Source organism: Cupriavidus sp. SHE, assembly GCF_000812445.1.
Lineage (GTDB): Bacteria > Pseudomonadota > Gammaproteobacteria > Burkholderiales > Burkholderiaceae > Cupriavidus > Cupriavidus metallidurans.
In genome coordinates this window covers 19,985-46,313 of the sequence record NZ_JWMB01000034.1, presented here as the reverse complement: position 1 = coordinate 46,313, position 26,329 = coordinate 19,985, and the positions used below count along the sequence as shown (strand labels likewise).

The window sequence follows — 26,329 nt, the reverse complement described above, 5'->3', positions numbered from 1 at the left end:
AACTTTTGAGGAAGTCGAGCGCATCGACATCGATCACACGCATCCTGAATGCAAACAGCCAAGGTGTTGCGCTTGGGCAATTACCTTGGCCGGTGATAATTGGAGCTTACGATGGGAGTCAGGCGGGATGTAAGTAAGATTTTGTCCAACGATTAGGCGTTATCCGCGAAACGTTCGCGCAGGGCGGCAATTTCGATAGACGAAGCGCCCTCAATGCGCAACGCCTCATCAAACGATTCCAGATGGTTGGGCTCCTTCGAGATCAAGGAAGAACTAGCCAATCTGGCCATCTGTGGCTTTGCCTGCAAATGCTGGCTCACTACATCAACACTTACCTCAAGATGATGCGCCAACAAGGCAATGAGCCCTTGAGGAATCGTAGCAAACTTGATTCGCCTGTCCCGGAGCTTCGCAACGACCTTTTTGGGGATCCCAAGAAGATCAACCAACGCTCCAAACTGCTCGCGCGACAACGGCGCGAACGGGTTCACAACCTGACGGATGGATGAAGCTTCCGCATTTCGATCCTTTTCACTTGCGAAGCGAAGATTGTGAAAGCGGCTCACCGCTCGTTTCGCAATCGTCTCGGCTTCCTCTGTATCTGGCGCCTCAACATAGAATTTGTCGTTGATCAAAGAGGCTGCAAAGTCGATCAACTCCGACTTGAACTCAGGATAGGCTTCAATGTACTGGTTCAATTGCGACGCTGTTGGCAAAGCCTGCTCAGCGGCGAACTGCAAGAGCACTTCCTCAACGTCGGGCCTACCTTGAGGATTCTTGATAGTCATGTCTGTCACTCCTTGTATTTCGCCAGCTTCTCAGCGACGCGCTTCTGACGATATCGAACCGACCTGGGCTCGATGTTGCATTGGGATGCGATGGTCGGCTCGCTCTTGTCGACCGACTCGGTTTGCACACCGAGGACGGTCAGGATGGCAACCTCCCGCTCACCGTCTGTGAGATCGGTCATGGCCTGAATCAGCTGGGAGGTAAAGACGCCCTGCTCGGGTCCACTCAGCGTGCAGGGAAAGTGTTCCTCTAGCGTAAGGGCATCGATGGCGTCCGCTTCCGACCCCTCGCCATCCGGCAGTCCGATGGGAACAAATCGCGAACCCATGGCTCTCGCCCGACGGGCTTCGCTAGCAACCAGCGCGGTGATGGCGTTCTCGAAGAGCACCTCATAGAAATCTAGCTTCGAACATCCACCTGGGCCCGTCGTTTCCTCGACCAGCAGATCGACAAACCGATCTACAACAGCTTTCACCGCTTCCTGGTCATTGATCCCACGTGCATACAGTCGCGTACGGGCCGCTTTCGTGCAACGCCGCATCAGAATCTCAATAAGCCGGTTGACCAACGGGTTGTCCTGGCGGATTAGTGCCTCGCGATACAGGCCAACGAGGGCTTCCGAACTGCAATAGCCTGTCGCCCCGCGAGTTGAGATTGCGATACGTTGAAGCAGGATTGCCAACGGCAACGCCGCCAGTTCGTCCAACTCGGTCTCAACCTGTGGCAGGCGTTCCAGAACCGTGCCGCTCAGGGTCTTCTTAGTCAGTCGCCTGGCCATATGGCCTCCCTAAACATGCTATGTAACCTTGATATCGCAGCGTCATCGCAAAACCGGAAACGCTTCGCAAAAAAAATCTGAGAGATTTTGAAAAGCCACCGATAAGTTATCTATGCGCAACTTTTTTTGGGTTTAGAGCCAAACAAAGTGCTCACTCGTCTGACTGATCTGTGTCGGCGTGCTGCTGCTGATAGATCACATGACGCACCTAGCCCCGAGACTGGCAACATCCGATGCGACTGAAGGAGCATAGCGCCCACACTGCATCTCCTGGGATCGGAAAGAAGCGCAGTCCGCCTACGTGAGTCCATTGCCGAATTTCGAGCGGGGCAGATCCGAGAAAGATGATCTCTCAGCAGGCTTAAGCGCGATTGTTCTCTGCAACTGTTGGAGCAAGGTGCGCGCAGGTATGTCCTATTCCTTTGGGTGCACGAGAATTCACCATCTATGATGCGGACGAACAACTACAAGCGAAATGGAAGTTTGCGGGCAGACGTTGTCGCCCTACAAAAGCTTGGGGTTCAGCTATTGCTAGCCAGGGTGGAGAACTCGAACATCCTCAAGTCGCGCGAGGCTGTACGCGGTGCCTACTCAGGGAAAGTCCGTCTGCCACTGACCGAACTCGACATGGACATCGAAGGCTGAATGTTTCACTTGATGGCTTAAGGGCGATATGTGATAAAGCCCGAAAGAACTAGCTGGGTCGTGAAGCCACGTGGCACGTGGGAGTGCTCCAAGACACTCGTGGCAGAAGCCGCACGGGCCTATTCGCGTCAAATAAGAATCCCGTAGGAATGACTTCCAGAACAATTCTTCCTCCCGGCGTTCGCCTGACTCCGCACACATAGTGATCCTAGACGCCACAGGCGACTCTCGGACCCAGTCGTGAGCGCTGAAGGATAAGTTGCAAAAAAATCACGCTTGGGGCGCTGCAGATGCGGAACAAGAACAATAAAACCGCAAAAGCCTTGTAGCGCAAAGCCTGCAAGGCGATCTTCATGTCAACTACCAGCGCTGCCGAGGCCCAGAACGCACCAGAATGCGCTCAAAACGTTCCTTTGTCGGCTGAAGCGCGTTTGCTAACATATCGGAGGGGCACCAAAACCTCGGACAATAAACGCCGGAAAGCCACGCCAGCAAAGGAAATCCCGTTGGATTTCCGACGTTTTTCTGGGCTTTGTTGCTAGAACTGAACGACCTTTATTGTTTCCCGACAGCGCTACCCACACTCAATCGTGACGACCGTTCACCGAAAAGAACCGTAGCGCGATCTTGAGTGCATCGGGGCCGGCGGGGTCGGCGAACGCCTGCCCCGGCGCGCCACCGCTCCAGGCGTGACGCAGGCCCTCCACCTTTACCAGCCGCAGGTACGGGCGCGCCCCGCTCTGCCAGTCGAGCACGTCCATCTCCCTGCGCGTGCCGCGGCGCACGCGCTTTGGCGGCAACGCAGCAGGTGCGGGCACGCCATGTGGCACGAGGTCGAGCCACATGGCAGCCGTAGCCGTGGCGTTGTCGTAGGACACCACCGCATCCTCGTCGCCATGCATCAGCAGCAGCGGCGGAGGCCGACGTCCGGCCAGCAGCAACCGCGCCGCATCAATGTCAGGCGCCCGCTCCCCACGCATCGCGCGTGAAGCCTGCGACGCGTTGCTGGCACTGAACGGCGCGGCACCGGAATGCGAACCCACGGCGGCAAAGCGATCGGGATAGCGCAGACCCAGCATCATCGCCATGGCGCCGCCAGCAGACAAACCGAACGCGCAAACCCGGTCGGCCAGAACCGCGTAGCGCCGGCACGCATGATCGACCATCGACATCAGCAGCGCCGCCTCCGATGCGCCGCGCTCAGCGGGCCGGAACCAGTTCCAGCAGCGCTGGGCGTTGCCTTGCAGCGATTGCTCCGGCATCAGCACCACCCAGCGCGCGTCGCGCGCCACGGTGGCCACGCGGGCGCAGGCCGCAAAGCTGGCGGCATCCTGGCCGCAGCCGTGCAGCAACACCAGCAGCGGCGCAGGCCGCGCCGCGCTGACACCGGGCGGCACAAACACGCGATAGCGGCGCTGCGCCATGCTGCCGATACCGAGGCTGAAGCCCCACAGCCCCTCCTCCCAGATACCACCACCCTTGCTGACCGGGGTTGGGGCCGGTGTCACTACCCCTGTGAAGGCCTGACGCGCGGCCTTGCCAACGGCTCGCCCCATGGCCTTGCTGACCGCCTGGCCCTGCTGCCTGGCCACGCGCAGCACCGGATTTGTCACTGTCTGCGCCACGGTGCGCTGCAGCCGGCGCGCGCTCCGCGCCGCCTGCTTGCCCAACGTTGCCAACAGCCTGGTACCGCCCGTGCGCCGCTTCATACCGCATCGCCCTTTCGTTTCCGGTGCGGCAAGGCCATGCTAGCGCCGCGATCTGGGGGCCAGTATGGCAGGCGAATATGTCAGGAATCCTCGGCGGATGGGGTCAGAATGCCCCGCGTAGTGCCAGATCGACGCCAAGCAACAACAGACCGCAGAAAAACAGGCGACGGAAGCGCTCCGCGCTGATCCGGTGGCGCAGCCACTGCCCGAAGAACATGCCGCCGAGCGCAGGAACCAGCGCCAGCGCCGAGGCCCCGAGTACCGGCGTGTGCAGCAGCGCGCCGTCCAGCGCCAGGCTGACCGCCAGCGCAATGGTAGACACGGTGAACGACAGCCCCAGCGCCTGGACCATGCTTTCCTTGTCCAGCCCAAGCCCCTGCAGGTAGGGCACGGCCGGAATCACGAATACACCCGTCACCGCCGTGATGGCACCGGTCACCAGTCCGACCAGCGGCGCCAGCCAGCCTTCCGCGCGTGGCGGAACGTGCAGCCTCACGGCGGCCAGCCCGACGATCGCGTACAGCACCAGCGCCACGCCCAATGCGTTGGTGGCATGTCCGAGAACCCGGGCCGGCACCAGCGCCGCGCAGATCCACGTGCCCGCGCAGATCGCCACGAGCATCGGCCAGAGCCGCTGCAATAACAAGCCGAAACGCGGCCCGCTGAATAGCTGGACCACATTGGTCACCATCGAAGGCGCCACCAGTAGCGCGGCGGCCTGGGCAGGCGGCATGACCAGCCCCAGCAGGCCCACCGCCACTGTTGGCAGGCCCAGCCCGACCACCCCCTTCACGAAGCCGGCCAACAGAAATGTCAGGCCGATGAATGCAATCTCCTGCCCGATATCGAACGACGTCATTCGCATTGGCTCCGGGGATCAGGGTTGCGCCGCGTCGTGTACCGCGCGGCTGTCGGCCGGCGCTTCGTCGCGTTCGTTCATGCCGTAGTCGCGTATCACCTGCGCCACGCGCAGCCGATAGTTGGCAAACACGCCGCCGCGCCCGGCCGCCTGTGCCTTGCGGTGGTCGAGCGTGTTGCGCCAGGCGATCACGGCCGCCTCGTCCCGGAAGAACGACAGCGAGAGCAGCTTGCCCGGCGTGGTCAGGCTCTGGAACCGCTCCACCGAGATGAATCCATCAATGGTTTCCAGCGTCGATTTCAGGTGCGCGGCAATCTCGAGGTAGGCGTCCTGACGCCCTGGCGCGGGCTCGACTTCAAAGATGATGGCGATCATGGTTGGGGGCTCCATTTAGTTGTTGGATGAAAAGCTGGGAATGCGTGCATTGACGGATGGCCGGTAGCGCACGCTGACAGCTAGCCGGTCCGGGTGTACGTCGCGCGCGAGCAGCGCCTCGACCGTGCACGTGGCCAGCACGCGAGCCAGCGCATCGCCTGGGCAACCGTGCCGCCCCGCGCCAAAGGTCCACGCGCGATCGTCCACGGCGGCGGAAGGATCATGCGCCGCGGCGGCCAGCAATACCAGCACCGCATCGCCCGCCTTGACCTGCTGGCCGCACAACATCGCATCCGCTGCCATGAAACGGCGCGTGTTCTGCACGGGTGGATCGATCCTTGCCACCCGATCTACGCTAGCTGCGATATCGGCCCCTTGCCAGCCAGTTCTGCCGAGATAAACGAGCGTGTTGCCGATCAGCCCGGCAGTCGCTTCGCACGACTGGATCATCAGGCCGATCGCGTTTGCCGTCAGCGTGGCCGGATCCATATTGCTGTCACCTCCCGCCTGCGCCAGCGCGACCAGCAAGCCGCTGTCTGCCGTTTCGCGATCGCCGGCGGTTTGCGCCAGGCGCATCAGCCATTGCGCGGCAGCGACGCCAGCCTCGACATCCGCCGGGGATGCCAGCGGTGACATGGCCGCGGCAAAGGTGGCAACAAAGCCGGCCACCCGCGTCGAGACGTGACCGTCCGCGTCGCGCTCAAGCGGAAGGCCCAGCAGATCGGCAATGGCGAGCACCGGCAACGTGAACATCCAGCGATTGGCTTCGTGTGCGTCGTCGTGGTCCACGCGGGGCAATGCCGCTGCCAGCGCGCGGGCCCGGCTACGTGTATCGGACAGATCCAGCGCCGCCATCTGCCGCGCCACGATTGCCTTCAGCGGTGCATGGGCCACGCCGTCATTCATACGGATCAGCCGTCCGAACAGGTCACCTGCGGCAGATCCGGCGAGCGACGGCGGAACGGGCTGTGCGGCTGGCCGCACGCGGCCATCGGCATGGTTCAGCACTTCCGCGACGGCCGCCGCGCTAGCGGCGACCCACAGCTTCAGTGCAGGATCGAAGTAAAACGGGAGAGTGCTCGCGAGGTCACGATAGTAAGGATAAGGATCGGCGTGCGTGACGGCTGCAATCGGATCGGCGGGGGCAAGGGAAGCGTTTGGGGGCATGGCCTGCTCGCATCTTGTAGATGCCACCCAGTATGGTTCGGCATCTCACTGGATGTTTCACGGCGACGCGAAATGTCGATTGCAGCACCAAGGCACCACCAAGCGCGGCTAGCCAGCCACCAGCCCCTTCTGCGCCAGCCATTCAGCGTTGAACAGCCGCGCCGAATACAGGCTCCCGCGATCGCACAGTAGCGTCACGATGGTGTGACCCGGCCCCAGATCCTGCGCAATCTGCACCGCGGCCGCCACATTGATGCCCGTCGACCCGCCCACGTACAGCCCTTCCTCGCGCAGCAGCCGATAGACCATCGTCACGCAACGCTGGTCATCGATGCGCACCGCATCATCAATCGGTGTGTCCGCGAGATTCGCCGTGATGCGGCTCGACCCGATCCCCTCGGTGATCGAGTTGCCTTCGGCCCGGATCTGCCCGGTCTTCACGAAGCTGTACAGACCACTGCCATGTGGATCGGCCAGCACCGTTCGCACCGCCGGGTTCTGCGCCTTGAGAAAGCGGGCAACGCCCGCAAGCGTCCCGCCTGTGCCGGTGGCGCAGACGAAAGCATCGACCTTGCCGTCGGTATCCCGCCAGATCTCTGGCCCCGTGGTCTCGTAGTGGGCTTGCCGGTTGACCGTGTTGTCGAACTGGTTCGCCCAGATCGCATTGTCGAGTTCCTGCGCCAGGCGCCCTGCCACCTTCTGATAGTTGTTGGGGTCGGCGTAGGGCACAGCCGGCACGGTGCGTACTTCGGCGCCGAGCACGCGCAGCAGGTCCATTTTCTCTTTCGACTGGGTCTCGGGGATCACGATCACGCAGCGATAGCCACGCGCGGCACAGATATGCGCCAGGCCGATGCCGGTGTTGCCGGCCGTGCCTTCCACCACGGTGCCGCCGGGCTTCAGCGTGCCGCGCCGCTCGGCGTCGGCAATGATGTACAAGGCGGCGCGGTCCTTGACCGAGCCACCCGGGTTCAGGAACTCGGCCTTGCCGAGGATCTCGCAGCCCGTTTCCGCGCTGAGCTTGCCGAGCCTGATCAACGGCGTGTTGCCGACTGCGCCGATAAAACCGTTCCGCGTTGCCATTGCACCTCCCGCATGCCCGAACTGTGCCGCTCATCCCTACAGCTACAGCTTAGTCCGGGCATACGGATGGCGCGGATTGCGGGCCGGAAGCATCGTCCGGCGCACAACCGTCGGCCAGCGCCGCTACGTGAAGTCCGCGCGCAGCACGTGCTTCATCAGCTTGCCCGTGGGGGTACGTGGCAGTGTGTCGCGAATCAGGAACTCGCGCGGCACCTTGTAGCGCGCCAGACGCTCGGCGGCGAATGCCTTGATGCCCTCCGGGTCCGGCTGCGTGCCGGGCCTGGGCACCAGCACCGCCACCACGGTCTCGCCCCACTGGACGTGTGGCCGGCCGATCACCGCAACGTCCTGAACATCGGGGTGCGCCCCCAGCACGTCCTCGACTTCCTTCGAGTAGACGTTCTCGCCACCGGTAATGATCATGTCCTTGGTGCGATCCACCACGAACAGGAAGCCGTCGGCGTCCAGCCGGGCCAGATCACCGCTGCGATACCAACCGTCGCGCATGACTTCACGCGTGGCCGCTTCGTTATCGAGGTAGCCCAGCATATTGGAGTCGGCCTTGATCCAGATTTCCCCGATCTCGCCGGGGCCAGCATTGGCACCGTCCGTGCGCACCACACGCATGTCCAGACCCGGCGTGGCCACGCGGCCAATCGAGCCCGCCTTGGCGACCTGTTCCTCCGGGTACAGCACGGTGCCGGACGGCCCGGTCTCGGTCATGCCGAAGACCTGATAGAAGCGATCGCTGCGATAAAGCTGCGCAAGCTGGCGGGCGGTGTCCGCGCCGATCGGGCCGCCGCCATAGATCCATGCGCGGACCGACCCCAGATCGAACGCGGTAACGTCGATCTTCATCTGCAGCGGCAGCAGATATGACACTGGCGCGCCGAAGTACAGCGTGGCGCGCTCGTCCTGCGCCGTCTGCAGGAAATGCAGCGGGTGGTACTCGCGCAGCAGGATAACGGTGCCACCGACGTACAGCGTGCCGAGCATCCAGTTGTTGAGCGGCGACGAGTGCCAGAGCGGCATCGCCATCAACGTGCGCTCGTCGCGCTGCATCGACAACGCCAGCGCGGCGGTCATCCCTGCCATGCACACGGCCCGATGGGTCAGCACGCAACCCTTGGGCCGGCCCGTGGTGCCGGACGTGTAGAGAATCTGCGCGATGGCGTCGTCGGCCGGCGGCAGCGCGTCGTAGGTGGCGGCCGCCGGCAATTGCGCGTCGAACGAATCGAACCCGGCCGCATCGGCGTTGGTGGCCAACAGCTTCACTGACGTCTGCAGGCGAGAGACCACGGAAGCCAGGCTGCCGTCGAACACACACACCTTCACGTCTACATGTTCGAGGATGTAGTCGACCTCCGGTGTCTGCAGTTTGTGGTTGACCGGCACCGCCACCGCGCCAAGCCGCCACGCCCCGAACATCGCCGCCACCATACCCGGCGTGTTGAAGCACAGCACGGCCACGCGGTCACCCACGCCAACGCCGTGGTCGGCAAGCACGATGGCGGCGCCGCGCGACAACGCATCGAATTCCGCATAGGTGATCGACTGTCCGGCATACCGCAGGAACGGCTTGTCCGGATACTTGCGTACGTTGCTATCCAGCAAGGCAACGATGTTCATTGGGGCGTCTCCACGTTCTCTTTTGTATGTTCTCTGGTCGGCCGGCCTTGTGGTGGCCCTGTGCCGGCCTTGCAGCGTCTTACTGCGTCCAGGCGCGATCCAGGATCGCGGCGTGCGCCACGCCATCCGGCAGCATGCCGAACACGCGGCCCCATTGCGCGTCGAAGCGGCTGGCGATGAACGCATCGGCCACTGCCGCCGGCGCATGTTCGCCGAGCAGACGGGCCTGCACCAGCAGCACCAGAAGCTGCGCATGGCGGCGCGCCAGCCATTCCGTCGCCTCGCCCTGGGTCCGCAGCCCAGCAACCAACGCCGTGGCCGCATCGCTCAGACGCGCGTCCTGGCGGCAGAACGGCGCCAGGTCTTCCAGCAATGCCTGCATGGCCTGCGGTTCCCGGCTGATGGCACGCATCATGTCCAGCGCCATCACATTGCCCGATCCTTCCCAGATCGAAATCACCGGTGTTTCGCGATACAGGCGGCCCATCGGGCCTTCATCCATATAGCCGTTACCGCCAAAGACCTCCATGGCCTCGCCCGACAGTTCCACGCTGCGCTTGGCCAGCCAGAACTTGGCCGCCGGCGTGACGATGCGCTTGTAGGCACGCTGCAGCGGATCATCATCGGCCAGCGCGAAGGCCTCGGTCAGCCGCATCATCATCAGCGTGGCGGCTTCGGATTCGAGCGCCATGTCGGCCAGCACGTTGCGCATCAGCGGCTGATCGATCAGCGTCTTGCCGAACGCGCTACGGTGGCGGGTATGGTGCAACGCCTGGACCAGGCACTGGCGAATCAGGCCGGTGCTGCCCATCACGCAGTTCAGGCGCGTGAAAGTGGCCATTTCGATGATGGTGGGAATACCACGGCCTTCCTCGCCGATCATGCGCCCCCAGGCACCACGGAATTCCACCTCGCTGCTGGAGTTGGAACGATTGCCCACCTTGTCCTTCAGCCGCTGGATCTGCACCGCGTTCTTGGTGCCATCGGGCCGGTAGCGAGGCACGTAGAAGCAGGCCGGGCCGCTTTCCGTGCGGGCCACCACGAGGTGCGCGTCGCACATCGGCGCCGAGAAGAACCACTTGTGGCCGGTGATCAGGTACTCGCCGCCGCGCCCCTCGCCACGCAGCGGTTCAGCGCGCGTGGTGTTGGCCCGCACGTCGGAGCCACCCTGCTTCTCCGTCATGCCCATGCCGACGAGGATCGAGTCCTTCTGTTCCAGCGGGATATCCCGCGCATCGTACGTGCGCGAATAGAGCTTCGGCGCGAGCGCTGCGAACAGTTCGGGTTCGCGTTGCAATACCGGAATGCACGCGAAAGTCATCGAGTTCGGGCACTGCGAGCCCGCCTCGATCTGCCCGTGCATCGAGAATCCGGCCGCATAGGCAGCCCATGCGCCGGGACGTGGATCGGCGAACGGCTGTGCCACCAGGTTCTGCTCGCGCGCCATGCGCATGATGCCGTGCCAGCTCGGGTGAAACTCCACACGGTCGATGCGGCGGCCCTGGCGGTCGAACGTATGCAGCTCGGGCTTGAAGTGGTTGGCCTCCTCGGCCATGCGGATCGTCTCGGCGCTGCCAAGCCGCGCGCCGTAGGTGGCCAGCTCGGTTTCGTGGGCACCCGCCCCCGCGCGGCGCACCGCCTCCTGCAAGGGAAGATCGGTGGTGTAGACGTTATAATCCTGCAGTTCCGTCACCACGTTGGTGACCTCGTGCGTGCTCCATTCCATGGGCATGTCTCCGTTGCGCCGGCTCGTCAGTCAAGCCGGTCTTGTCGACAACCAGTATAAGAATCCGTCCACCGCAAGGTGTTCGGGTTTCTCAGACATGAAAGCAGCGCGCCCCAAAGCTCCCACCACCCCCAATCCGCCGAGCCCGCCCGGCGCCCGACGCCGCAAGCCAGCGCAATCGCGGGCCCGCGCCACGGCCGACGCCATTCGCGACGCGTTCTTCCAGCTTCTGGCCGAAAAGCCTTATGACCGCATCTCGATCCGTCAGGTGATCGGATTGGCCGGGGTCGGCATTGGCAGCTTTTACGAGTATTTTTCCTGCAAGGACGCGCTGGCGGCGGTCTGCATCCATCTGCGCGTCAAGGCCATCGCGGCCACGATGCGCACCAGCATCGACACCCATCGCACCGAGCCCCTGCCCGCCCGGGTGGATGCCCTGATCGACGCCCAGTCGGCCGCGCCGCTGGCCGAACCCGAACACTGGGCGGCGCTGTTCGTGGTCGAGCGCAAGGTGTCCGGCATCGAGGCGTTCCGGAACATGTACGCGGAGTTCGTGCAGCTCTGGATAGAAACGCTGTCCGGCGGACCGGAATGGCCCACCGACGCGCCGCTTGCGCCCACTGCCTTTGCCATTCATGCGATGACGTACAGCCTGGTATCGCAAACCCTGATGACCGCGACGCGTCCCGTCGATGCCGTGGCGCTGCGACGCGCGGTGGGCAATGCGGTGCATGGTTACCTGTCGATTCAAGCACCGCTGGCTTACCGGATGCACCGCTTCGAGCCCGGCTGAACATCAGGCAGGCCGAATAGATTGCGCTAGATCGCGCCAGATCAAGCGCGGCCGCGAGCCGACCTTCGTCTTCGGATACGATGCCATCGTGAGCCTCTCTCTCAAACTTCCGGAATGCCGATGACCGCCACCGCAGTTATCTCGACCCGCCCCTCGACACCCCACCCACGCCGGAAACGGACATGGATGCGAGCCGCGCTATGCGCCTGGTTCATCGGCGCCGCGACGTCCGCCTGGGCGCAGCCACTGTGGTTTGCCAACGGGCGCCCGACGCAAGCCGCGCAGCAGGCCGTGGCCGCGCTGGCGGATGCGGGCGCGGATGGGCTGGAACCCCGGGATTACGACGCGGATGGCTTCAAGCGGGCCATCGCGCAGGCCGATTCCGGCACGGCCCTGGCGCCGGAGTCGTTGGATCGGCTGGACAATGCGCTGACCGTGACGATGCGCCAGTACCTGTCTGACCTGCACAAGGGGCGTATCGACCCGCGCCAGATCCACGTGAACTTCTCGGTAGCGGACGAAACACCGTTCGACCCCGACAGCTATCTGCACGCCGCCGTCGCCGCGAACCGGCTGCCCGCGGCGATTCACGAGGCGGCGCCATCGTTCCCGCTGTATCCGACGCTGCGCGACGCGCTGAGCCGCTATCGGGCCCTGGCCACCCAGCCGCTCTGGAACACCCCGCTGCCGACGCCGCCGGGCAACAAGCTGACCATCGGGCAGCCCTATGACGGCCTGGCGCAAATGGCGCAGCGTCTGGAGGCATTGGGCGATCTGCCCCAAGGCACGCCGGTTCCGAAAAAGTACGAAGGCGCGCTGGTGACCGCGGTCGAGTCATTCCAGAAACGGCATGGTCTAGATGCCGACGGCGTCATCGGACAAGGCACGCTGGCGCAACTCAACACAACACCGTCCGAACGCGTGAAGCAGATCGCGCTGACGATGGAGCGCCTGCGCTGGACGCCGTTGACGGCAGGCCCCCGCGTCATCGTCGTCAACATTCCCGAGTTCATGCTGCGCGCCTACGATTACGTCGACGGAAAGCTGGACATCAAGCTGGAGATGAAGGTCATCGTCGGCAAGGCGCTCAACACCCGCACGCCGATGTTCCGCGAGGACATGCGCTATATCGAGTTCAGCCCGTACTGGAACGTACCGCCATCCATCGCGCGCAGCGAGGTGGTGCCGAAATCGCGGCGCGACCCCGGGTATTTCACGCGACAGGGCTTCGAGTTCGTCTCGGGTGGCCAGGCGATTACCACGCTGTCGTCGGCCAATCTCGATGCGGTGCTGAACGGCCAGATGCGCATCCGGCAACGGCCCGGCCCGCTGAACGCGCTGGGGGACATCAAGTTCGTGTTCCCGAACAATCAGAACATCTATCTGCACCACACACCGACCCCGCAATTGTTCCAGCGCGGCCGCCGCGATTTCAGCCACGGCTGCATCCGCGTGGAGGAGCCGGTGCAGCTGGCGCAGTTCGTGCTGCAGGACATGCCCGAGTGGACCGAGGAGCGCATCCGGCAGGCGATGAGCAAGGGAAAATCCAACACAATTGCGTTGAAGCAGCCTTTGCCTGTTGTATTGGCGTACGGTACCGCCATTGCCAGGGCCGATGGACGTGTATATTTTCTGCCTGATATCTACGGACAGGACAAGCTGCTGGAGCAGGCGCTGCGGCAGCGCAACCCGCCGGCCACCGCACGCGCCGGCAAGCTCGCGCAGACCACACCATGACGCAATCGAAGACTCCCCCGCGCCGCCGCTTTCTGCATCGCGCCAGCGGCCTGATCCTCGGCACCGGCATTGCAGCACTCTCGACCGGCGTGGCACGGGCCAATACGCCGGACAACACACCTGAGAACACACCTGACAGCGGCCCCGGCAACCCGCCGAATGCCCGCTCGCTATCGTTCCATCACACGCACACGGGCGAGAACATCTCGCTGGTGTATGCGATGGGTAGCGAAGTGCTGCCACAGGCACAGTTGGCGTTGAACCGCTTCCTGCGGGATCACTATTCGGGCTCGGTCGGCACAATCGACCCCCAGCTTTTCGGCCTGCTTTTCTCGTTGCGACGGGAGCTTGAGACGGACACCCCGTTCCAGGTCATTTCCGGCTATCGCAGCCCGGCCACCAACACCCGCCTGCGCAACACGCGTGGCGGCGGCGTGGCCAAGCACAGCCTGCACATGGACGGCATGGCTATCGATATCCGGCTGCCCGGCGTATCGCTGGCCGATCTGCGCGATGCAGCCACCTCGCTGAAGATTGGCGGCGTCGGGTTCTACCAGCAAGAGGATTTCGTACACGTCGATACCGGCCGTGTGCGGCACTGGGGATAAGGCGCCTGGATGAAACGCCAGGGCCAGGGCTGGCGGCAGCCAGCCCTCCATATGCCCTAAGCGTCTCATCATGCGGCCTTGATGGGCGGTATGCCCATCGGTCCCATGGCGTGAATGGTAGTGGTCTTGCTACACTTCGGGAAAACCCTATCAGGGAATCCACCAAGGATAACCAAGGGACCGACCAACCTGACCACGCCATCTGGCGCCCAGACCATGTCCACGCAAGTCGAAACCGTCTTCCTACCCTACGGCGCAGCCCTCAACAAGACTCCTTCCAACAACCAGGACAAGTCGTCGTGGTGGGGCAGCTACTGGGCCGGTGGTTGGGATCTGTACCTCGACAACGCCCGCGTCGTAGGCGAGGCGTTCAAGCCCGCGCAGCAGGACCGCTGAGCCGCCGCCGGGGACTAGTCCGCCTTCAGCCCCAGACGCTGGACCATCGCCCGCTCAACCGAGATCTGCTCCGCCACGAAACGCTTGTAGGCGGCGCCGTCCATGTACATGAGCGCCTGGTCCTGCCGCTTCAGCGCCGCGAGGTGAACCGGATCGACCGCCGCCTTGTGCAGCGCGTCTTCCAGTACCCGCACAACCGGCTCCTTCATGCCCTTCGGCCCCGCAATGCCGTAGGGGGACGCCGATACGATATCCAGCCCGAGTTCGCGCAGCGTTGGCACATCGGGCCAACGCGTGGAACGACGCTCGGTCCAGAGGTTCAGCCACCTCAGCTTGCCGCTGTCGACCAGCGTCCCGGCAGAACTGCCCGCCGCGCACATCGAAACATGACCGCCAAGCAGCGCGGGTATGCACTCGGCATCGCTCTTGTACGGAATCGCATTCAGCGAGATGCCGGTCTTCGCGCCGATCTCGAGCATCGTGACATGCGGCGTGCTGAACTGCCCCGGCGAGCCATATGAATACTTGCCGGGATCCGCGCGCGCCGATTTAAGGAAGTCAGCCCAGGATTGCCAGGGCGAGTCCGCACGCACCACGATGCCGAACGTATAGCCCGATATCCGCGCGAGGTATGTGAAGTCGCTCGCCGGATCGTAAGCCGTCTTCTGGATGAACGGCTGGCGGAATACCGTGGCCGGAATCATGGAGAGCGTGTATCCATCGGGCTTCGCCCGCAGCAATGCCTGGGCGCCCAGCGTTCCCGACACGCCGGGCCGATTCTCCACTACCACCGATTGCCCTAACGCCGTCTGCAACGCCACGGCGTACTGACGTGCAACGACGTCGGTCGTGCCGCCCGGTGCGTAAGGGACGATCAGCGTGACCGGGCCAGACGGGAACTTGTCTTCCGCCGCCACGGCGCTCGCGCACAAGGCGAGCGCGAGCAGGGCGATGGGCCGAATGAATCGGGTGGATCGGGTGCTAGCGCGCATCCGGCACCCGCTTGCGCAACAGGTACTTCTGCGTGCCTTCCATGACGCGCACGTCGTTCTGGTTACGGATCTCGGATTGCATCACCAGCACGCCGGTGGTGCGGCCCGGAATCAGTTCGCTGACCGTCAGGCTGCAATACAGCGTGTCTCCGACATAGACGGGCGCCAGAAAGCGGCTGCTCTGCTCGATAAATCCCTTCAGCGATTCCTCGACCATATGCGGAAACAAGCCGGCGCCCGCCGCGGTCTGGATCAGCACCTGGAAGCCGTGCGCCAGCATATGGGGCATGCCATGCGCGCGGCAGTACTCCACGTCATAGTGCACCGGATGGTTGTCGCCGCTGGCCAGCTGAAACGCGGCGAACAGCGCATCGGTCATCGTCCGTGAAGGCAGGTTCATCCGCTCCCCGACTTCGAAATCCTCGAAATAGCGCTGGGCGCAGAGTTCGTGTCTGATCATCGTTCGGTCTTCCTTTTCCTGCGGCGCGACGTCAGTCGGCCTTCATGTTGGCGGCGACTGCCACGGGCTTCCACTTGGCGATCTCCGCGCGCACGAACTGCGCGAGCGCCTGCGGTGTTGGATTCGCTTCCAGCTGCAGCCCGAGATCGACGGCCTTGGCCTGCAGCGCGGGCTCCTTGAGCGTTGCGCCCAGCGTGTCCGTCAGCTTGCGGATAACCTCCGGCGGCGTGTTGGCCGGCGCAAACACGGCATTCCAGGTATAGGCCTCGTAGCCGGGCACGACCTCGGCCACCGCCGGCGCGTCGGGCGTCTGCGGCAAGCGCGCAGCCATCGTGGTGGCGAGCAGCTTCACGGTACCGGCACGGACCTGGGCCAGCCCCGTCGGCGCGCTATCGAACATGAAGGCCACGTGGCCGCCGATCAAGTCAGCCATGGCCGGCGCGCTGCCGCGATACGGCACGTGAACGGTCTTCGTGTTGCTCATGTAGTTGAGCAATTCCGCACCGAGATGCGGCGCGCTGCCCACCCCGGCAGAGCTGTAGTTGACCTGGCCAGGATGCGCCTTCAGATAAGCGATGAACTCCTTCAGGTTCCCCACCGGCAGTTTCTTGTTGACCACCAGCACCAGTGGCGCGCGTGCGGCCAGCCCCACCGGGGCGAAGTCCTCGATAGTGCGATACGGCAGTGCGTCATGGATGCTGGGATTGACCGCGTGCGCCACCGTGGTCAGCAGCAGCGTATAACCATCCGGGGTCGCCTTCGACACGTACTCGGTACCGACCAGCGTGCCCGCACCGGTCCGGTTCTCGATCACGATCTGGGCTTTCAATTGCCGGCTCCAGCCCGCTGCCAGCGCCCGCGCGAACGTATCGGTGGGGCCACCCGCCGCGTAGGGCACCACCAGGCGGATTGGCTTCGCGGGATAGCCAGCGTCAGCCGCTGCCGGCGTTGCGGTGGCCAGCAGCGCCCCGGCGCAGATCAGCGATGCGCCGAGCCGGTAAAGCGATGGAATCATGAGGTTGTCTCCGTCCGGTTCTGTGGTGACCGGTAACGTCTTTGCAATGTCGCCATGCCACGGCGCGAGCGATCACTATAGAATCGACAACGCGGCTCGGGCCAGTCGAAAAGTACTGAGTCCCCTTAGAAGAATTCGAACCGCGATGCCTGAAGCGCCCCCTGGCCCCTCGGCACCGACCGGCGCCGTGGCAACAGGAGACGACCTTGCGATTTGAGTTAACCGACCTTCGGGTCTTCGTGGCCATTGCCGAGGCGGGAAGCCTGACGATGGGTGCTTCCGACATGCATCTGACCGCGCCCTCCGCCAGCTATCGGCTGAAGAATCTGGAGCAGACCGTCGGCGTGCCGCTGTTCAATCGCACGCAGAAAGGCATGGTCCTGACGGCGGCCGGCGAGACCATGCTGCAGCACGCCAGGACGATTCTGGACAATGTGGAGCAGTTGCAGATCGGCATGCGGCGCCACACCGATGGCATCGAAGGACACATTCGCGTTTACGCGAACAGCAGCACGATGTGCAACCTGCCCGTGGCCCTCAGCCGCTTCCTGGCGGCCTATCCCAACGTCAATGTCGACCTCGAGGAGCACCTGAGCGCGGACAGCGTTCGCGCGGTGCAGGAGCAACGCGCCGATATCGGGCTGGTGGCAGGCGCCATCGACCTGCATGGCCTCGACTCCATCCTCTATGGCGCAGACGAACTACTGTTCGTGGTGCCGCCACGTCATCCGCTGGGCATGCGCGATAGCGTCTCGCTGGTCCAGGCGTTGCGCCACGAACTCGTATCGATCGGCAGCAAGAGCAGCAATTTCCTCTATCTGCAGGATATGGCAACGCGCGCCGGCATCGTCCCGCATGTGCGCGTGCATGCGCCGAATTTTCCGGCCGTGATCCGCTGCGTGCAGGAAGGCGCCGGCATCGCACTGGTACCGCGTTCCGTGGCGGCACCGGCAATCGCGCAAGGGCTCGTCGAGGGCGTGGTGCTGGACGAACCCTGGGCCATGCGCGAGCAGCGCGTGGTCGCGCGCAGCCTTCAGCGCTTGCCAGACTACACGCGTGCGTTCATTCGCTTTCTGACGGAATCCAGCGAGTCACTCCCAGACACCGTCCTGCGTTAGATGTGTTTGAAGCCGTGTAAGGAAATATCGACTGGCTTCGTCACACACGTCACTCCATACTCGGCCATCCCGGACGCCGTGCGTCCCACGCCTAATGGAGCCCGCCGTGCCCCCTGCAGTTCTTCCCCTGGAAGGCGTCACCGTCGTCGCGCTGGAACATGCCGTCGCCGCCCCGTTCGCCAGCCGTCAGCTTGCCGATCTCGGCGCGCGCGTCATCAAGATCGAACGCCCTGGTGTCGGTGATTTCGCGCGCGGCTACGATAAGACCGTGCACGGCATGTCGTCGTTCTTCGTCTGGGCCAACCGGGGCAAGGAAAGCCTGTCGCTCGATCTGAAGCATCCCGACGCGGCAGACATCCTTCAGCAATTGCTTGGCGACGCTGACGTGCTGATCCAGAACCTCGCGCCCGGCGCCGCCGACCGGCTCGGGCTAGGCTTCGACGCGCTGCACACCCGCTTTCCGAAGCTGATCGTGTGCGACATATCGGGCTATGGCGACCACGGCCCATATCGCGACAAGAAGGCCTACGACCTGCTGATCCAGGCGGCGGCTGGCCTGATATCGGTCACCGGCGGTGAGGACGCGCCGTCGCGCGCCGGGATCTCGATCGCCGACATCGCGGCCGGCATGTACGCCTACTCGGGCATCCTCTCGGCGCTGCTGCTGCGTGCCCGCACCGGCGTGGGCGAGCGCGTGGAAGTCACCATGCTGGAAGCGCTCGGAGAGTGGATGTCGTATCCGCTGAACTTCGCGCACTATGGCGGCACACCGCCCGCCCGGCATGGCCTGGCGCATCCCTCGATTGCGCCGTACGGCCACTATCGCACCGGCGACGGCGGCAGCGTGATCTTCGGACTGCAGAACGATCGGGAGTGGCAGCGTTTCTGTCTGAACGCTCTCGACGATGCGGCCCTGGCGAACGACCCGCGCTTCACGACGAACCTGGAACGCGTGAACCATCGCGAGGCGCTGGACGTGGAAATCGGCAAGCACCTGAACCGGATGACGCGCGACGAACTGATCGATCGTCTCGACCAGGGCGGCATTGCGAACGCACCGCTGAACGACATGCACGACGTCTGGAACCATCCGCAACTGGCAGCGCGCCAACGCTGGCGTGAGGTTGCGACGCCAGCCGGATCGATCCAGGCCCTGTTGCCGCCCGCCACGCTGACGAACGCGCCAGCGCGCATGGGTGATGTGCCGGATCTTGGAGAACACACTGGCGCCATTCTGGGCAAGCTCGGATACACCGAGGCGCAACTGGAGGCGCTACGCCAGCAAGGAGCAATCTAGCACCACCTAAAAGAGGGCTCATCCTCCCCGGTAAAATCGCCCCCCATTGCAAAGGCAACTTCAGCATCCTGCTTGCCTAATACAGCTAAGGATGCTCAATCTTATCCCTACTCCAATGGCAATTTCTGTCAAAGGTTGAAGCCATGTCGAGAACTTGGGCGGATGTGTACGGATCGCCTGCAGCGTCTTTCTTTCCCGCATCCTCAACGTCTAAATCGAACGTAACACCATTTGCCTCCCAAAGAGCCTCCCACATTCGACTATCGCCGCGAACGCCGTTCATCAGCATCAGTATCGCGGAATTTCCGTTCACTTTCGACCGAAGCAGGTATTCGAAGCGTCCCATGCTTCCGCCGGCAGCAAAAAAATCGTACCTGACGAACAGCATCCTTCTTCCTTCTTTGGTTCTGAATACAGCGGACCACCTGCCAGGAAATTCAGGAATTACGGCCAAAAGCTCAAATGCTCCGCCTGCACACCTCAAGGCCTCTTGCCTTACCGATTTCAGTAGATTTCGGCGTGACCCCGTCCTGGACTCATTGGCAGCCTTAAGTGCAGAATTAATAACATCCAATCTCTTCTGCGTAACAGAGACCTCGAACGTTCCGTCATCATGCTGCTTTTTTCCTTTGGTTAACGCAATCCTCTCTTCAGTAGTTATCTCTTTCTGGATACACGACTGCCCCGATGGCGTGTCCTCCAGGCAACGCACTGCCACATATTCACCATATCCCTCTGGAACTCCAGTCCACCACAAATAAATCGCTCCTACCAACAACGAAACGGCCAAAAATAATGCGAGATACTTATACCGCTTCATCATCGATACCCCATCCCCCAAGTATTTAGATTGCAATCTATCGCAGTCGAGTTCAGCAATTTTCCCTGCACGCCCCCAGGATACCAAAATTTTTGAATTCCCAGGACCTTCGTATCATAAGAATTTAATGGTTCTGACAAATGATCATAAATGTCCGCTTTCCCAGCCCGCGCGCTATACAACACCCCGCGGTTAGCAAAGAAAATATCTAATTTCGTATATTTTAATATACCATCAGAAGGCCTCTGGGCTTTGTAGGTTGATGAGCTATAGGATATCCGACGAACAAAGTCACCGTGCCACCCAGGGGCAGGAGGAGACCATACAAACACGTTCGCCTCGGCAAAAAGATAATACTTCACCTCCCCATAATCTGCTGTTATTGACTCAAAGATCCAAAAACGCTCCTTTCCGGGTAGCAGATCTAACGTGGCAGTACTTAGCGGAGCGCCAAGCATATAAAAAAGTAGTGCTGCCGGCCCCTGCAAAGCAACCGGGATCGTATCAAACCTACAGGCCCGACTAAATCCATCTAGTGCTTGCGCACGCCCAATAGTCAGGAACATCAGCCCCATCAAAATGCAACTCTTCGCGAGGCGTCGCATTACCATTTAATATTACTCCATTGATCTGGACCGTTATAACCTTGTGGATAGATTTTTGGAGGTGGCACCAAGGGAATATGTAGATCAATCATCGGCACTGCGGGTTGCGGAGGAAGACTATCGCCTTCAGTTGGTGGCTGAGAACTGCTTTCTCCGATCAGATTCGATCTGACCGGAAAAGCTGGACCAAAAGTTCCATTATTCGAAGCGAGTATCCATAAAATTGCCGGCTATCGATCTGCGCATGAAAAAAAAGGAAATGAAAGATATGATCTGCATTCTATTTTTACATTAAATGAGAAAGATGCAACACCACCGGCTCCCACTTTGTATTTCAATGGAACATCATTAACTCCGAAGTCGCCTCCAGTTGCATTAACCAAGCGAACCATACCAGGCTCCCAGGGTAGGGTGCCAGTATTCTGGTATTCGATGCTGACCTGATACCAAGAGCCATATTTCATTCCAGTTGGCAGCGCTTGCGAATAAAATTCTGCGCCGTATACTCGATGATTTTTAAAAATAGCAGACGCCATATCCAGCAAATCGTCATAATTTTCACTCAAGCTATCAGCATGTGTATTCATAGAAATCGACAAGCCGAGTGCGATTATTAACGCCATTCTCCGCATCTCAATTCACAAAATAGGCGTTCGCAATCACCCCGGATCCAACCGATCGGCAACTCGTATATCCGGAAACATATATTGTTGCATCAGCCCGATTTGCCTTTGATGAAAGCAGAGATAATAGCCACCCCTTGCACGCCGCTGGAACGACACCCCTTTCAGTCGTTGTCATTGAGCATATCGACCAGACACCGTATCCAGTACTTGCGTACAAGTGGCCATCGAAATTGACGCCAACCATCGAGACTTTCCCTGTGCAACTCAGTGTTGCTTGTGCAAAGGTTTGAGTCGAAACGAATGCACCAAGGAGAACAAAGATACTGATTAATTTCCTCATTTTTCACCTGTACGGTAAGCCGCTAGAGACAGCGCATTAAGGACGGCCTGATCAACGGAACGGAACACGACGTGGGGCCAGCACGGTTCACTCGCCGGTATCGATGCCCGTCAGCAACACTGATGCGCCATGTATTGCGGCACAGGGTATCGGAAGAATCCGTCGGATAATTACGAAAGTTCCCCCGCAATGGGGTCGCGCCGAAACTCCGCCGCATCAAAATTGAGCTACATCGAATAAACGAGCGGATTCATGCCAGCACGGGGAGAAGTCGCCGGCGATGGCCTGGACAGGCTAGCGATGCTCTGCACAATTAGCCGGCGAGCATGTAGCGCATGAAGCAAACTGACCTTGGATTGAACTTATCGACCAAGCGCACCCGTAAGCGCGAATTCCTGGGCGAGATGAACCGCGTGGTGCCATGGGCCGATCTGGTGATGTTGATCACTCCGTACGCCCCGGAAGGCCAGCGCGGGCGTCCTCCGTTCGCGGTCGAGGCAATGCTGCGCATCCACTTCCTTCAGCAATGGTTCGGCCTGCCGAACCCGGCGATGGAAGAAGCGCTGCACGACGTGCCGGTGTATCGGGAGTTTGCCGGGCTGGACAACTAGACGGTGAGGATGCCCGGTGAGAGCACCATACTGCGATTGCGTCACTTGCTGGAGAAGCCCAAACTGACCGCTCGGATCCTCGCTCTGGTCAACGACATCCTGCGTGACAAGGGATTGAAGCTACGTGCGAGCGAGGTGGTGGATGCAAAACTGATCAGCGCACCGAGTTCGACCAAGAATGCGTCGGGCGAACGCGACCCGGAGATGGATCAGAGCAAGAAGGGAAACCAGCGGTATTACGGCATGAAGCGCACATCGAACTATCGGCCTCCCTGGAAACTGGCGAAAAAACAAAAAAACCGGCAATGCCTTGCATTGCCGGTTTTTTCTTACGTGGCTTCTTTTACAGAATGCCCTTGGCGCGCAAGTCCGCGACTTCGTCGGAACCAAGCTTGAGATTGTCGCGCAGCACCTCGTCCGTATGTTGGCCGAGCCCCGGTGGCGCGTAACGCACCGTCGTGGGCGTCTCCGACAGCCTCAGCGGGCTGGCCGTGCTGCAGATCCGGTTCACGCTATCCGACGGGGGACATCCTGCCTCCCCGTAGCGCTCCTGCTCGACGCGCAGCCCGCGATGCTGGACATGCTCGTCGGCAAATGCCTGGGCGATATCGTTGATCGGACCGCAAGGCACTGACGCTGCCTCCAGCAGACGAATCCATTCGCTGGTCGGCCGGGTCCGCGTGACCTCGCTCATCATCGGAATCAGCGTCCGGCGATGCGTGACCCGGGCGCTGTTGGTGGCGAACCGCTCGTCGCGCGCCCAGTCGACATCGGCTGCTTCGCAGAAGCGTACGAACTGGCCGTCGTTGCCGATGGCAAGCAGCATGTCGCCGTCCTGCGTCGGAAAATCCTGATACGGCACGACGCTCGGGTGCGTGTTGCCCTGGCGGGTCGGCACGACACCCGCGTTCAGGTATCCCGCGCCCTGATTCGCCAGGACCGCCATGGCAACGTCGAGCAGCGCCACATCGATATGCTGGCCTCGGCCGGTGAAGTGCCTTGCCTCCAGCGCGCCAAGAATGGCCGTGGTGGCGTACATGCCCGTGAACACGTCGATCACGGCGACGCCCACGCGCACCGGTCCCGCGCCGGGCTCTCCATCGGCCTGGCCGGTGATGCTCATCAGGCCGCTCATGGCCTGGATCAGCAGGTCATAGCCGGGACGTGCCGCGTAGGGACCGGTCTGACCGAAGCCCGTGACCGAGCAGTAGATCAGGCGCGGATTCAGCGCGCTGAGCGAGTCGTAGTCGAGCCCGTAGCGCTTGAGGCCGCCGGTCTTGTAGTTCTCGATGACCACGTCGCTCTGCATCGCCAGTTCACGGATCAGCTTCTGCCCTTCCGGCTTGGCGATGTCGATCGTCACCGAGCGCTTGTTGCGATTGCACGCGGCAAAGTAGCTCGCCTGGCTCGTGGGCCCATCTTCGTCTTGCAGATACGGAGGCCCCCAGTGCCGGGTGTCATCACCCGCGCCGGGCTTCTCGACCTTGATCACGTCCGCGCCCATGTCGGCGAGGTTCTGCGTGCACCACGGCCCGGCCAGCACACGCGATAGATCCAGCACGCGGATATGGCTCAGGGCGCCGGTCTGCCGGGACGGCAGCGGCAGGCCGGTGGTCGAATCGGAGGGTGTCGTCATGGTAATTCGTTGGGTATTCAGGCGATCTCCGCCCAGCCATGGCTGAGCACGACCTTGTCGCGCTCCAGCACCTTGGCGCGCAACTGGAACTGATTTGGCTGAGCGGGATCGCGCCAGATCTCGGTGACGAGCGTTTCGCCCGGAAACACCGGTGATGCGAAGCGGATATCGAACGCGCGCAGCCGTGCCGGGTCGTGACCCGCGCATTGCCGCAGCAGCGCATGCGCAACAAGGCCGTAACTGGCCAGGCCATGCAGGATCGGCCGCTCGAATCCCGCTGCCGCCGCCACGGCAGGGTCCGCGTGCAGCGGATTGAAATCACCCATCAGGCGATACAACAGCGCCGCTTCAGGACGCGTCGGCTGCGTATCGACAAAGTCAGGCGCCCTGTCTTCAGGTGTCGGCCGCAGCGCGGGCAATGGATCATCGCTCGGTTGCCCGCCGTCCGCCTGACTGTAGCCGCCATCGCCACGCAGGAACGACACCTGCTGTACGGTCGCCAGCAGTTCACCCTGCGCGGTTTCCAGCTTCCGCTCGGTCACCATGATGGCTCCCTTGCCGGCGCCCTTGTCGGTCAGGTGCGTGATGCGGTTATGACCGACAACCTCAGCCTCTGCGGGCAGCGGATGGTGCAGCCGCAGCCGCTGTTCGCCGTGCAGCAGCTTGACCCAGTCGATACCGGTATCTGGCTCGCGTGCCCAGAAGCCGGGATAGCCCAGCACCACCGCCTGCGACGGCAGCGCGCGCAGCCCGCCGGCAGCGCCTTCGTAGACAAAGGGCAATGCCGATGCATTCATCGGATCATTGCCCAGGCCCAGGCTCAGCGCGTACAGCATGGTGTCGCGCGCGGTGTAGTGCTGACGGACCGGCGCGAATGGCCGGTTCCGCAGGTGCTGGTAGCTGATCGGCATCCTTCCCTCTGGTTCAGACCGGTGCGAAGACAGGGACCGGCGCGCCGCCGTCGGTCTCGGCGAACCGCACCTTCACGCGCTGGCCGATGTGTACGGTATCGAGATCGGTGTCGACGATATTCGTCATCATCGTCACGCCGTCATCGAGCTTCACATAGGCGATGCAGAACGGATTGGGACCGGCGCGGCGCGTGATGCTGAACGAGTAGATCTCGCCCTGTCCGCTGGCGGTCTTCCACTCGGTGTCACCCATGCAGAACGGGCACAACGTGCGCGGATACCAGTGCGGCTTGCCGCAGGACTTGCATTGGCGCACCAGCAGTCGCCCCTCGCGGGCGGCCTGCCAGAAGGCGGTGTTGTCAGGCTGCTCGTCGGGAGCCTTGTACGGAGTGGGGACGTAAGGAGTCGTCATCTGTGGCATCCCTGTTATTCGCGTTCGAGGATCAGCGTGGCGGAACCATGGCGTGAGCCCATGTAGCCGCCGGTACCCTGGGCCAGCGCCAGGTCGCAGTTCTTCACCTGCACCGCCGGGTGGGCTTCGCCGCGCAACTGGCGCACGGCTTCGATCACCTTGGTGATGCCGCCACGGTTGGCCGGGTGGTTGTTGCAGAGACCACCGCCATCGGTATTGAACGGCAGCTTGCCCACGCCGGAGATCAGGTTGCCGTCCATCACGAACTTGCCGCCTTCGCCCTTCTTGCAGAAGCCCAGGTCTTCCAGCTGCATCAGCACGGTGATCGTGAAACTGTCGTAGATCGACGCGTACTTGATGTCTGCCGGGGTGACACGGGCTTCCTCAAAGGCTGCAGCGCCGGAGAAACGCGCGGCGGACCACGACAGGTCCACCTGGCCGCCCAGCAAACCCTTCACGTGCTCGCCAGCGCCCAGGATCTTGATCTTCGGGCGATTGAGCTTGGCCGCGATTTCCGGGCGGGCCACGATGAGGGCGCCGCCACCATCGGACACCACGCAGCAGTCCAGCCGGTGCAGCGGGTCCGAGATCATCGGGGAGTTCACCACGTCCTCGACGGTGACAACTTCGCGCAACATGGCGTTCGGGTTGTACTGGGCGTGATGCGACGCGGCCACCTTGACCCACGCGAGCTGCTCGGGCGTGGTGCCGAATTCGTACATGTGCCGCTGGGCAACCATCGCGTACAGGTTGACCGTCACCGGGTTGAACGGTGCCTCGAACGGCTGGTCCGGCAGGTTCGCGCCCCAGTTGCGTGCCTGCGTGCCGCTCGAACCTTCCGAACGCGGACGGCCGGCCAGCGTGATCAGCGCTACGTTGCACTTGCCGGCGGCGATGGCCTGCGCGGCGTGCGAGACGTGAGCGATGTAGGAGGACCCGCCCATTTCGGTCGAATCCACATGGCGCACGTTCAGGCCGAGATAGTCGACCATGTTCACCATACCGAGGCCCGGGGCGTCACCGGCGCAGAAGTAGCCGTCGACGTCGGCCAGCGACAGGCCCGCATCCTCGAGCGCGCCCTTGGCGCTTTCCGCGTGAAGCTGGGCAACGGTCTTGTCCGGTGCCTTGCGGGTCGGGTGCTCGTACGCCCCGACGATATATGCCTTGCTATTGATGGTCATGAACAGTCATC

Annotated in this window: 26 protein-coding genes and 1 pseudogene; 8 read left to right on the top strand and 19 right to left on the bottom strand. The window is 62.3% G+C overall.

Annotation, left to right across the window (positions count from 1 at the left end; translation table 11 throughout):
* Positions 1-152 precede the first annotated feature (152 nt).
* Entirely contained in the window at positions 153-788 is a 636-nt protein-coding gene (locus RN01_RS17475; RefSeq protein WP_017512220.1) for a hypothetical protein, read from the bottom strand.
* 5 nt (positions 789-793) lie between these two features.
* Positions 794-1,567: a hypothetical protein gene (locus tag RN01_RS17470; protein WP_017512219.1), complete on the bottom strand. Its 774-nt coding sequence runs from the start codon at positions 1,565-1,567 to the stop codon at positions 794-796.
* A 447-nt stretch (positions 1,568-2,014) separates the two neighbouring features.
* On the opposite strand from RN01_RS17470, the gene RN01_RS17465 reads away from it, so the two are divergent.
* Complete coding sequence (locus RN01_RS17465; RefSeq protein ID WP_017515465.1) at positions 2,015-2,212, top strand: hypothetical protein; 198 nt, start codon at positions 2,015-2,017, stop codon at positions 2,210-2,212.
* 584 nt (positions 2,213-2,796) lie between these two features.
* Here RN01_RS17465 and RN01_RS17460 read toward each other — a convergent pair.
* From RN01_RS17460 to RN01_RS17430, 7 genes are all read right to left on the bottom strand, one after another.
* Positions 2,797-3,921 carry a PHB depolymerase family esterase gene (locus RN01_RS17460; RefSeq protein ID WP_017515464.1) on the bottom strand — a complete coding sequence of 375 codons (1,125 nt, stop codon included), beginning with the start codon at positions 3,919-3,921 and terminating at the stop codon, positions 2,797-2,799.
* A gap of 103 nt (positions 3,922-4,024) precedes the next feature.
* Positions 4,025-4,780 carry a sulfite exporter TauE/SafE family protein gene (locus tag RN01_RS17455; protein ID WP_024570434.1) on the bottom strand — a complete coding sequence of 252 codons (756 nt, stop codon included), beginning with the start codon at positions 4,778-4,780 and terminating at the stop codon, positions 4,025-4,027.
* 18 nt (positions 4,781-4,798) lie between these two features.
* Positions 4,799-5,155, bottom strand: a complete 357-nt coding sequence (locus RN01_RS17450) for an antibiotic biosynthesis monooxygenase (protein WP_008651500.1) — start codon at positions 5,153-5,155, stop codon at positions 4,799-4,801.
* Positions 5,156-5,170: 15 nt separating this feature from the next.
* Positions 5,171-6,322 (bottom strand): cytochrome P450, encoded by a 1,152-nt coding sequence (locus RN01_RS17445; RefSeq protein WP_024570435.1) that lies wholly within the window; start codon positions 6,320-6,322, stop codon positions 5,171-5,173.
* A 108-nt stretch (positions 6,323-6,430) separates the two neighbouring features.
* Entirely contained in the window at positions 6,431-7,405 is a 975-nt protein-coding gene (locus RN01_RS17440) for a cysteine synthase A (protein ID WP_017511965.1), read from the bottom strand.
* A 123-nt stretch (positions 7,406-7,528) separates the two neighbouring features.
* A complete protein-coding gene (locus tag RN01_RS17435; protein ID WP_017511964.1) occupies positions 7,529-9,034 on the bottom strand; it encodes a class I adenylate-forming enzyme family protein in 1,506 nt (501 codons plus the stop codon).
* Positions 9,035-9,113: 79 nt separating this feature from the next.
* Complete coding sequence (locus RN01_RS17430; RefSeq protein ID WP_017511963.1) at positions 9,114-10,760, bottom strand: acyl-CoA dehydrogenase family protein; 1,647 nt, start codon at positions 10,758-10,760, stop codon at positions 9,114-9,116.
* Between the two features lie 97 nt (positions 10,761-10,857).
* Between RN01_RS17430 and RN01_RS17425 the strand changes: the two genes are divergently transcribed.
* The 4 genes from RN01_RS17425 to RN01_RS17410 all read left to right on the top strand — a co-directional run bounded on the left by RN01_RS17425 (position 10,858) and on the right by RN01_RS17410 (position 14,294).
* Positions 10,858-11,553, top strand: a complete 696-nt coding sequence (locus RN01_RS17425; RefSeq protein WP_017511962.1) for a TetR/AcrR family transcriptional regulator — start codon at positions 10,858-10,860, stop codon at positions 11,551-11,553.
* Positions 11,554-11,667: 114 nt separating this feature from the next.
* A complete protein-coding gene (locus tag RN01_RS17420) occupies positions 11,668-13,290 on the top strand; it encodes a L,D-transpeptidase family protein (protein WP_029700424.1) in 1,623 nt (540 codons plus the stop codon).
* Complete coding sequence (locus RN01_RS17415; RefSeq protein WP_024570437.1) at positions 13,287-13,898, top strand: DUF882 domain-containing protein; 612 nt, start codon at positions 13,287-13,289, stop codon at positions 13,896-13,898. Before RN01_RS17420 ends, RN01_RS17415 begins: the two co-directional genes overlap by 4 nt.
* 216 nt (positions 13,899-14,114) lie before the next feature.
* A complete protein-coding gene (locus RN01_RS17410) occupies positions 14,115-14,294 on the top strand; it encodes a hypothetical protein (RefSeq protein WP_017511959.1) in 180 nt (59 codons plus the stop codon).
* Positions 14,295-14,308: 14 nt separating this feature from the next.
* On the opposite strand, the gene RN01_RS17405 is transcribed toward RN01_RS17410, so the two are convergent.
* The 3 genes from RN01_RS17405 to RN01_RS17395 are packed head-to-tail and all read right to left on the bottom strand — an operon-like array spanning position 14,309 to position 16,761.
* Entirely contained in the window at positions 14,309-15,286 is a 978-nt protein-coding gene (locus tag RN01_RS17405) for a tripartite tricarboxylate transporter substrate binding protein (protein WP_017511958.1), read from the bottom strand.
* A complete protein-coding gene (locus tag RN01_RS17400) occupies positions 15,276-15,746 on the bottom strand; it encodes a MaoC family dehydratase (protein WP_008651486.1) in 471 nt (156 codons plus the stop codon). The genes RN01_RS17405 and RN01_RS17400 overlap by 11 nt, the downstream gene beginning before the upstream one ends.
* Before the next feature lie 31 nt (positions 15,747-15,777).
* Positions 15,778-16,761: a tripartite tricarboxylate transporter substrate binding protein gene (locus RN01_RS17395; protein WP_017511957.1), complete on the bottom strand. Its 984-nt coding sequence runs from the start codon at positions 16,759-16,761 to the stop codon at positions 15,778-15,780.
* Positions 16,762-16,967: 206 nt separating this feature from the next.
* Here RN01_RS17395 and RN01_RS17390 point away from each other — a divergent pair, with 206 nt between their 5' ends.
* The gene (locus RN01_RS17390; RefSeq protein WP_017511956.1) at positions 16,968-17,879 is read left to right on the top strand and encodes a LysR family transcriptional regulator; all 912 of its coding nucleotides are present in this window, start codon (positions 16,968-16,970) and stop codon (positions 17,877-17,879) included.
* A gap of 94 nt (positions 17,880-17,973) precedes the next feature.
* Complete coding sequence (locus RN01_RS17385) at positions 17,974-19,176, top strand: CaiB/BaiF CoA-transferase family protein (RefSeq protein WP_017511955.1); 1,203 nt, start codon at positions 17,974-17,976, stop codon at positions 19,174-19,176.
* Between the two features lie 85 nt (positions 19,177-19,261).
* Here the strand turns inward: RN01_RS17385 and RN01_RS33970 are convergent, their stop codons facing one another.
* From RN01_RS33970 to RN01_RS33960, 3 genes are all read right to left on the bottom strand, one after another.
* On the bottom strand, positions 19,262-19,999 hold the full coding sequence (locus RN01_RS33970; RefSeq protein ID WP_133258065.1) for a hypothetical protein: 738 nt from the start codon (positions 19,997-19,999) through the stop codon (positions 19,262-19,264).
* Positions 19,996-20,571, bottom strand: coding sequence for a hypothetical protein (locus RN01_RS33965; RefSeq protein ID WP_133258064.1), 576 nt, complete (start codon positions 20,569-20,571; stop codon positions 19,996-19,998). Before RN01_RS33965 ends, RN01_RS33970 begins: the two co-directional genes overlap by 4 nt.
* A gap of 260 nt (positions 20,572-20,831) precedes the next feature.
* Positions 20,832-21,224 (bottom strand): hypothetical protein, encoded by a 393-nt coding sequence (locus RN01_RS33960; RefSeq protein ID WP_128646571.1) that lies wholly within the window; start codon positions 21,222-21,224, stop codon positions 20,832-20,834.
* Positions 21,225-21,902: 678 nt separating this feature from the next.
* Here RN01_RS33960 and RN01_RS17375 point away from each other — a divergent pair.
* Positions 21,903-22,427 (top strand): annotated as a pseudogene (locus RN01_RS17375) (IS5 family transposase); the annotation flags it as partial.
* 94 nt (positions 22,428-22,521) lie between these two features.
* Here the strand turns inward: RN01_RS17375 and RN01_RS17370 are convergent.
* The 4 genes from RN01_RS17370 to RN01_RS17355 are packed head-to-tail and all read right to left on the bottom strand — an operon-like array spanning position 22,522 to position 26,318.
* Positions 22,522-23,814, bottom strand: coding sequence for a CaiB/BaiF CoA-transferase family protein (locus RN01_RS17370; RefSeq protein ID WP_011518325.1), 1,293 nt, complete (start codon positions 23,812-23,814; stop codon positions 22,522-22,524).
* A gap of 17 nt (positions 23,815-23,831) precedes the next feature.
* Positions 23,832-24,725 (bottom strand): MaoC family dehydratase, encoded by an 894-nt coding sequence (locus RN01_RS17365; protein ID WP_017512692.1) that lies wholly within the window; start codon positions 24,723-24,725, stop codon positions 23,832-23,834.
* 13 nt (positions 24,726-24,738) lie between these two features.
* Positions 24,739-25,137: a Zn-ribbon domain-containing OB-fold protein gene (locus RN01_RS17360; protein WP_008651474.1), complete on the bottom strand. Its 399-nt coding sequence runs from the start codon at positions 25,135-25,137 to the stop codon at positions 24,739-24,741.
* Between the two features lie 14 nt (positions 25,138-25,151).
* Positions 25,152-26,318 carry a thiolase domain-containing protein gene (locus RN01_RS17355; protein WP_008651473.1) on the bottom strand — a complete coding sequence of 389 codons (1,167 nt, stop codon included), beginning with the start codon at positions 26,316-26,318 and terminating at the stop codon, positions 25,152-25,154.
* Positions 26,319-26,329: the final 11 nt, after the last annotated feature.

Excerpts from the sequence above, each read along its gene's own strand:
- RN01_RS17355 (WP_008651473.1), bottom strand. The coding sequence starts at position 26,318 with ATGACCATCAATAGCAAGGCATATATCGTCGGGGCGTACGAGCACCCG.
- RN01_RS17475 (WP_017512220.1), bottom strand. The coding sequence starts at position 788 with ATGACTATCAAGAATCCTCAAGGTAGGCCCGACGTTGAGGAAGTGCTC.
- RN01_RS17405 (WP_017511958.1), bottom strand. The coding sequence starts at position 15,286 with ATGCGCGCTAGCACCCGATCCACCCGATTCATTCGGCCCATCGCCCTG.
- RN01_RS17425 (WP_017511962.1), top strand. The coding sequence starts at position 10,858 with ATGAAAGCAGCGCGCCCCAAAGCTCCCACCACCCCCAATCCGCCGAGC.
- RN01_RS17410 (WP_017511959.1), top strand. The coding sequence starts at position 14,115 with ATGTCCACGCAAGTCGAAACCGTCTTCCTACCCTACGGCGCAGCCCTC.
- RN01_RS17420 (WP_029700424.1), top strand. The coding sequence starts at position 11,668 with ATGCCGATGACCGCCACCGCAGTTATCTCGACCCGCCCCTCGACACCC.
- RN01_RS17440 (WP_017511965.1), bottom strand. The coding sequence starts at position 7,405 with ATGGCAACGCGGAACGGTTTTATCGGCGCAGTCGGCAACACGCCGTTG.
- RN01_RS17430 (WP_017511963.1), bottom strand. The coding sequence starts at position 10,760 with ATGGAATGGAGCACGCACGAGGTCACCAACGTGGTGACGGAACTGCAG.
- RN01_RS33970 (WP_133258065.1), bottom strand. The coding sequence starts at position 19,999 with ATGATGAAGCGGTATAAGTATCTCGCATTATTTTTGGCCGTTTCGTTG.
- RN01_RS17385 (WP_017511955.1), top strand. The coding sequence starts at position 17,974 with ATGGAGCCCGCCGTGCCCCCTGCAGTTCTTCCCCTGGAAGGCGTCACC.
- RN01_RS17450 (WP_008651500.1), bottom strand. The coding sequence starts at position 5,155 with ATGATCGCCATCATCTTTGAAGTCGAGCCCGCGCCAGGGCGTCAGGAC.
- RN01_RS33965 (WP_133258064.1), bottom strand. The coding sequence starts at position 20,571 with ATGGGGCTGATGTTCCTGACTATTGGGCGTGCGCAAGCACTAGATGGA.
- RN01_RS33960 (WP_128646571.1), bottom strand. The coding sequence starts at position 21,224 with ATGGCGTTAATAATCGCACTCGGCTTGTCGATTTCTATGAATACACAT.
- RN01_RS17395 (WP_017511957.1), bottom strand. The coding sequence starts at position 16,761 with ATGATTCCATCGCTTTACCGGCTCGGCGCATCGCTGATCTGCGCCGGG.
- RN01_RS17365 (WP_017512692.1), bottom strand. The coding sequence starts at position 24,725 with ATGCCGATCAGCTACCAGCACCTGCGGAACCGGCCATTCGCGCCGGTC.
- RN01_RS17465 (WP_017515465.1), top strand. The coding sequence starts at position 2,015 with ATGATGCGGACGAACAACTACAAGCGAAATGGAAGTTTGCGGGCAGAC.
- RN01_RS17460 (WP_017515464.1), bottom strand. The coding sequence starts at position 3,921 with ATGAAGCGGCGCACGGGCGGTACCAGGCTGTTGGCAACGTTGGGCAAG.
- RN01_RS17435 (WP_017511964.1), bottom strand. The coding sequence starts at position 9,034 with ATGAACATCGTTGCCTTGCTGGATAGCAACGTACGCAAGTATCCGGAC.
- RN01_RS17415 (WP_024570437.1), top strand. The coding sequence starts at position 13,287 with ATGACGCAATCGAAGACTCCCCCGCGCCGCCGCTTTCTGCATCGCGCC.
- RN01_RS17445 (WP_024570435.1), bottom strand. The coding sequence starts at position 6,322 with ATGCCCCCAAACGCTTCCCTTGCCCCCGCCGATCCGATTGCAGCCGTC.
- RN01_RS17370 (WP_011518325.1), bottom strand. The coding sequence starts at position 23,814 with ATGACGACACCCTCCGATTCGACCACCGGCCTGCCGCTGCCGTCCCGG.
- RN01_RS17455 (WP_024570434.1), bottom strand. The coding sequence starts at position 4,780 with ATGACGTCGTTCGATATCGGGCAGGAGATTGCATTCATCGGCCTGACA.
- RN01_RS17470 (WP_017512219.1), bottom strand. The coding sequence starts at position 1,567 with ATGGCCAGGCGACTGACTAAGAAGACCCTGAGCGGCACGGTTCTGGAA.
- RN01_RS17400 (WP_008651486.1), bottom strand. The coding sequence starts at position 15,746 with ATGATCAGACACGAACTCTGCGCCCAGCGCTATTTCGAGGATTTCGAA.
- RN01_RS17360 (WP_008651474.1), bottom strand. The coding sequence starts at position 25,137 with ATGACGACTCCTTACGTCCCCACTCCGTACAAGGCTCCCGACGAGCAG.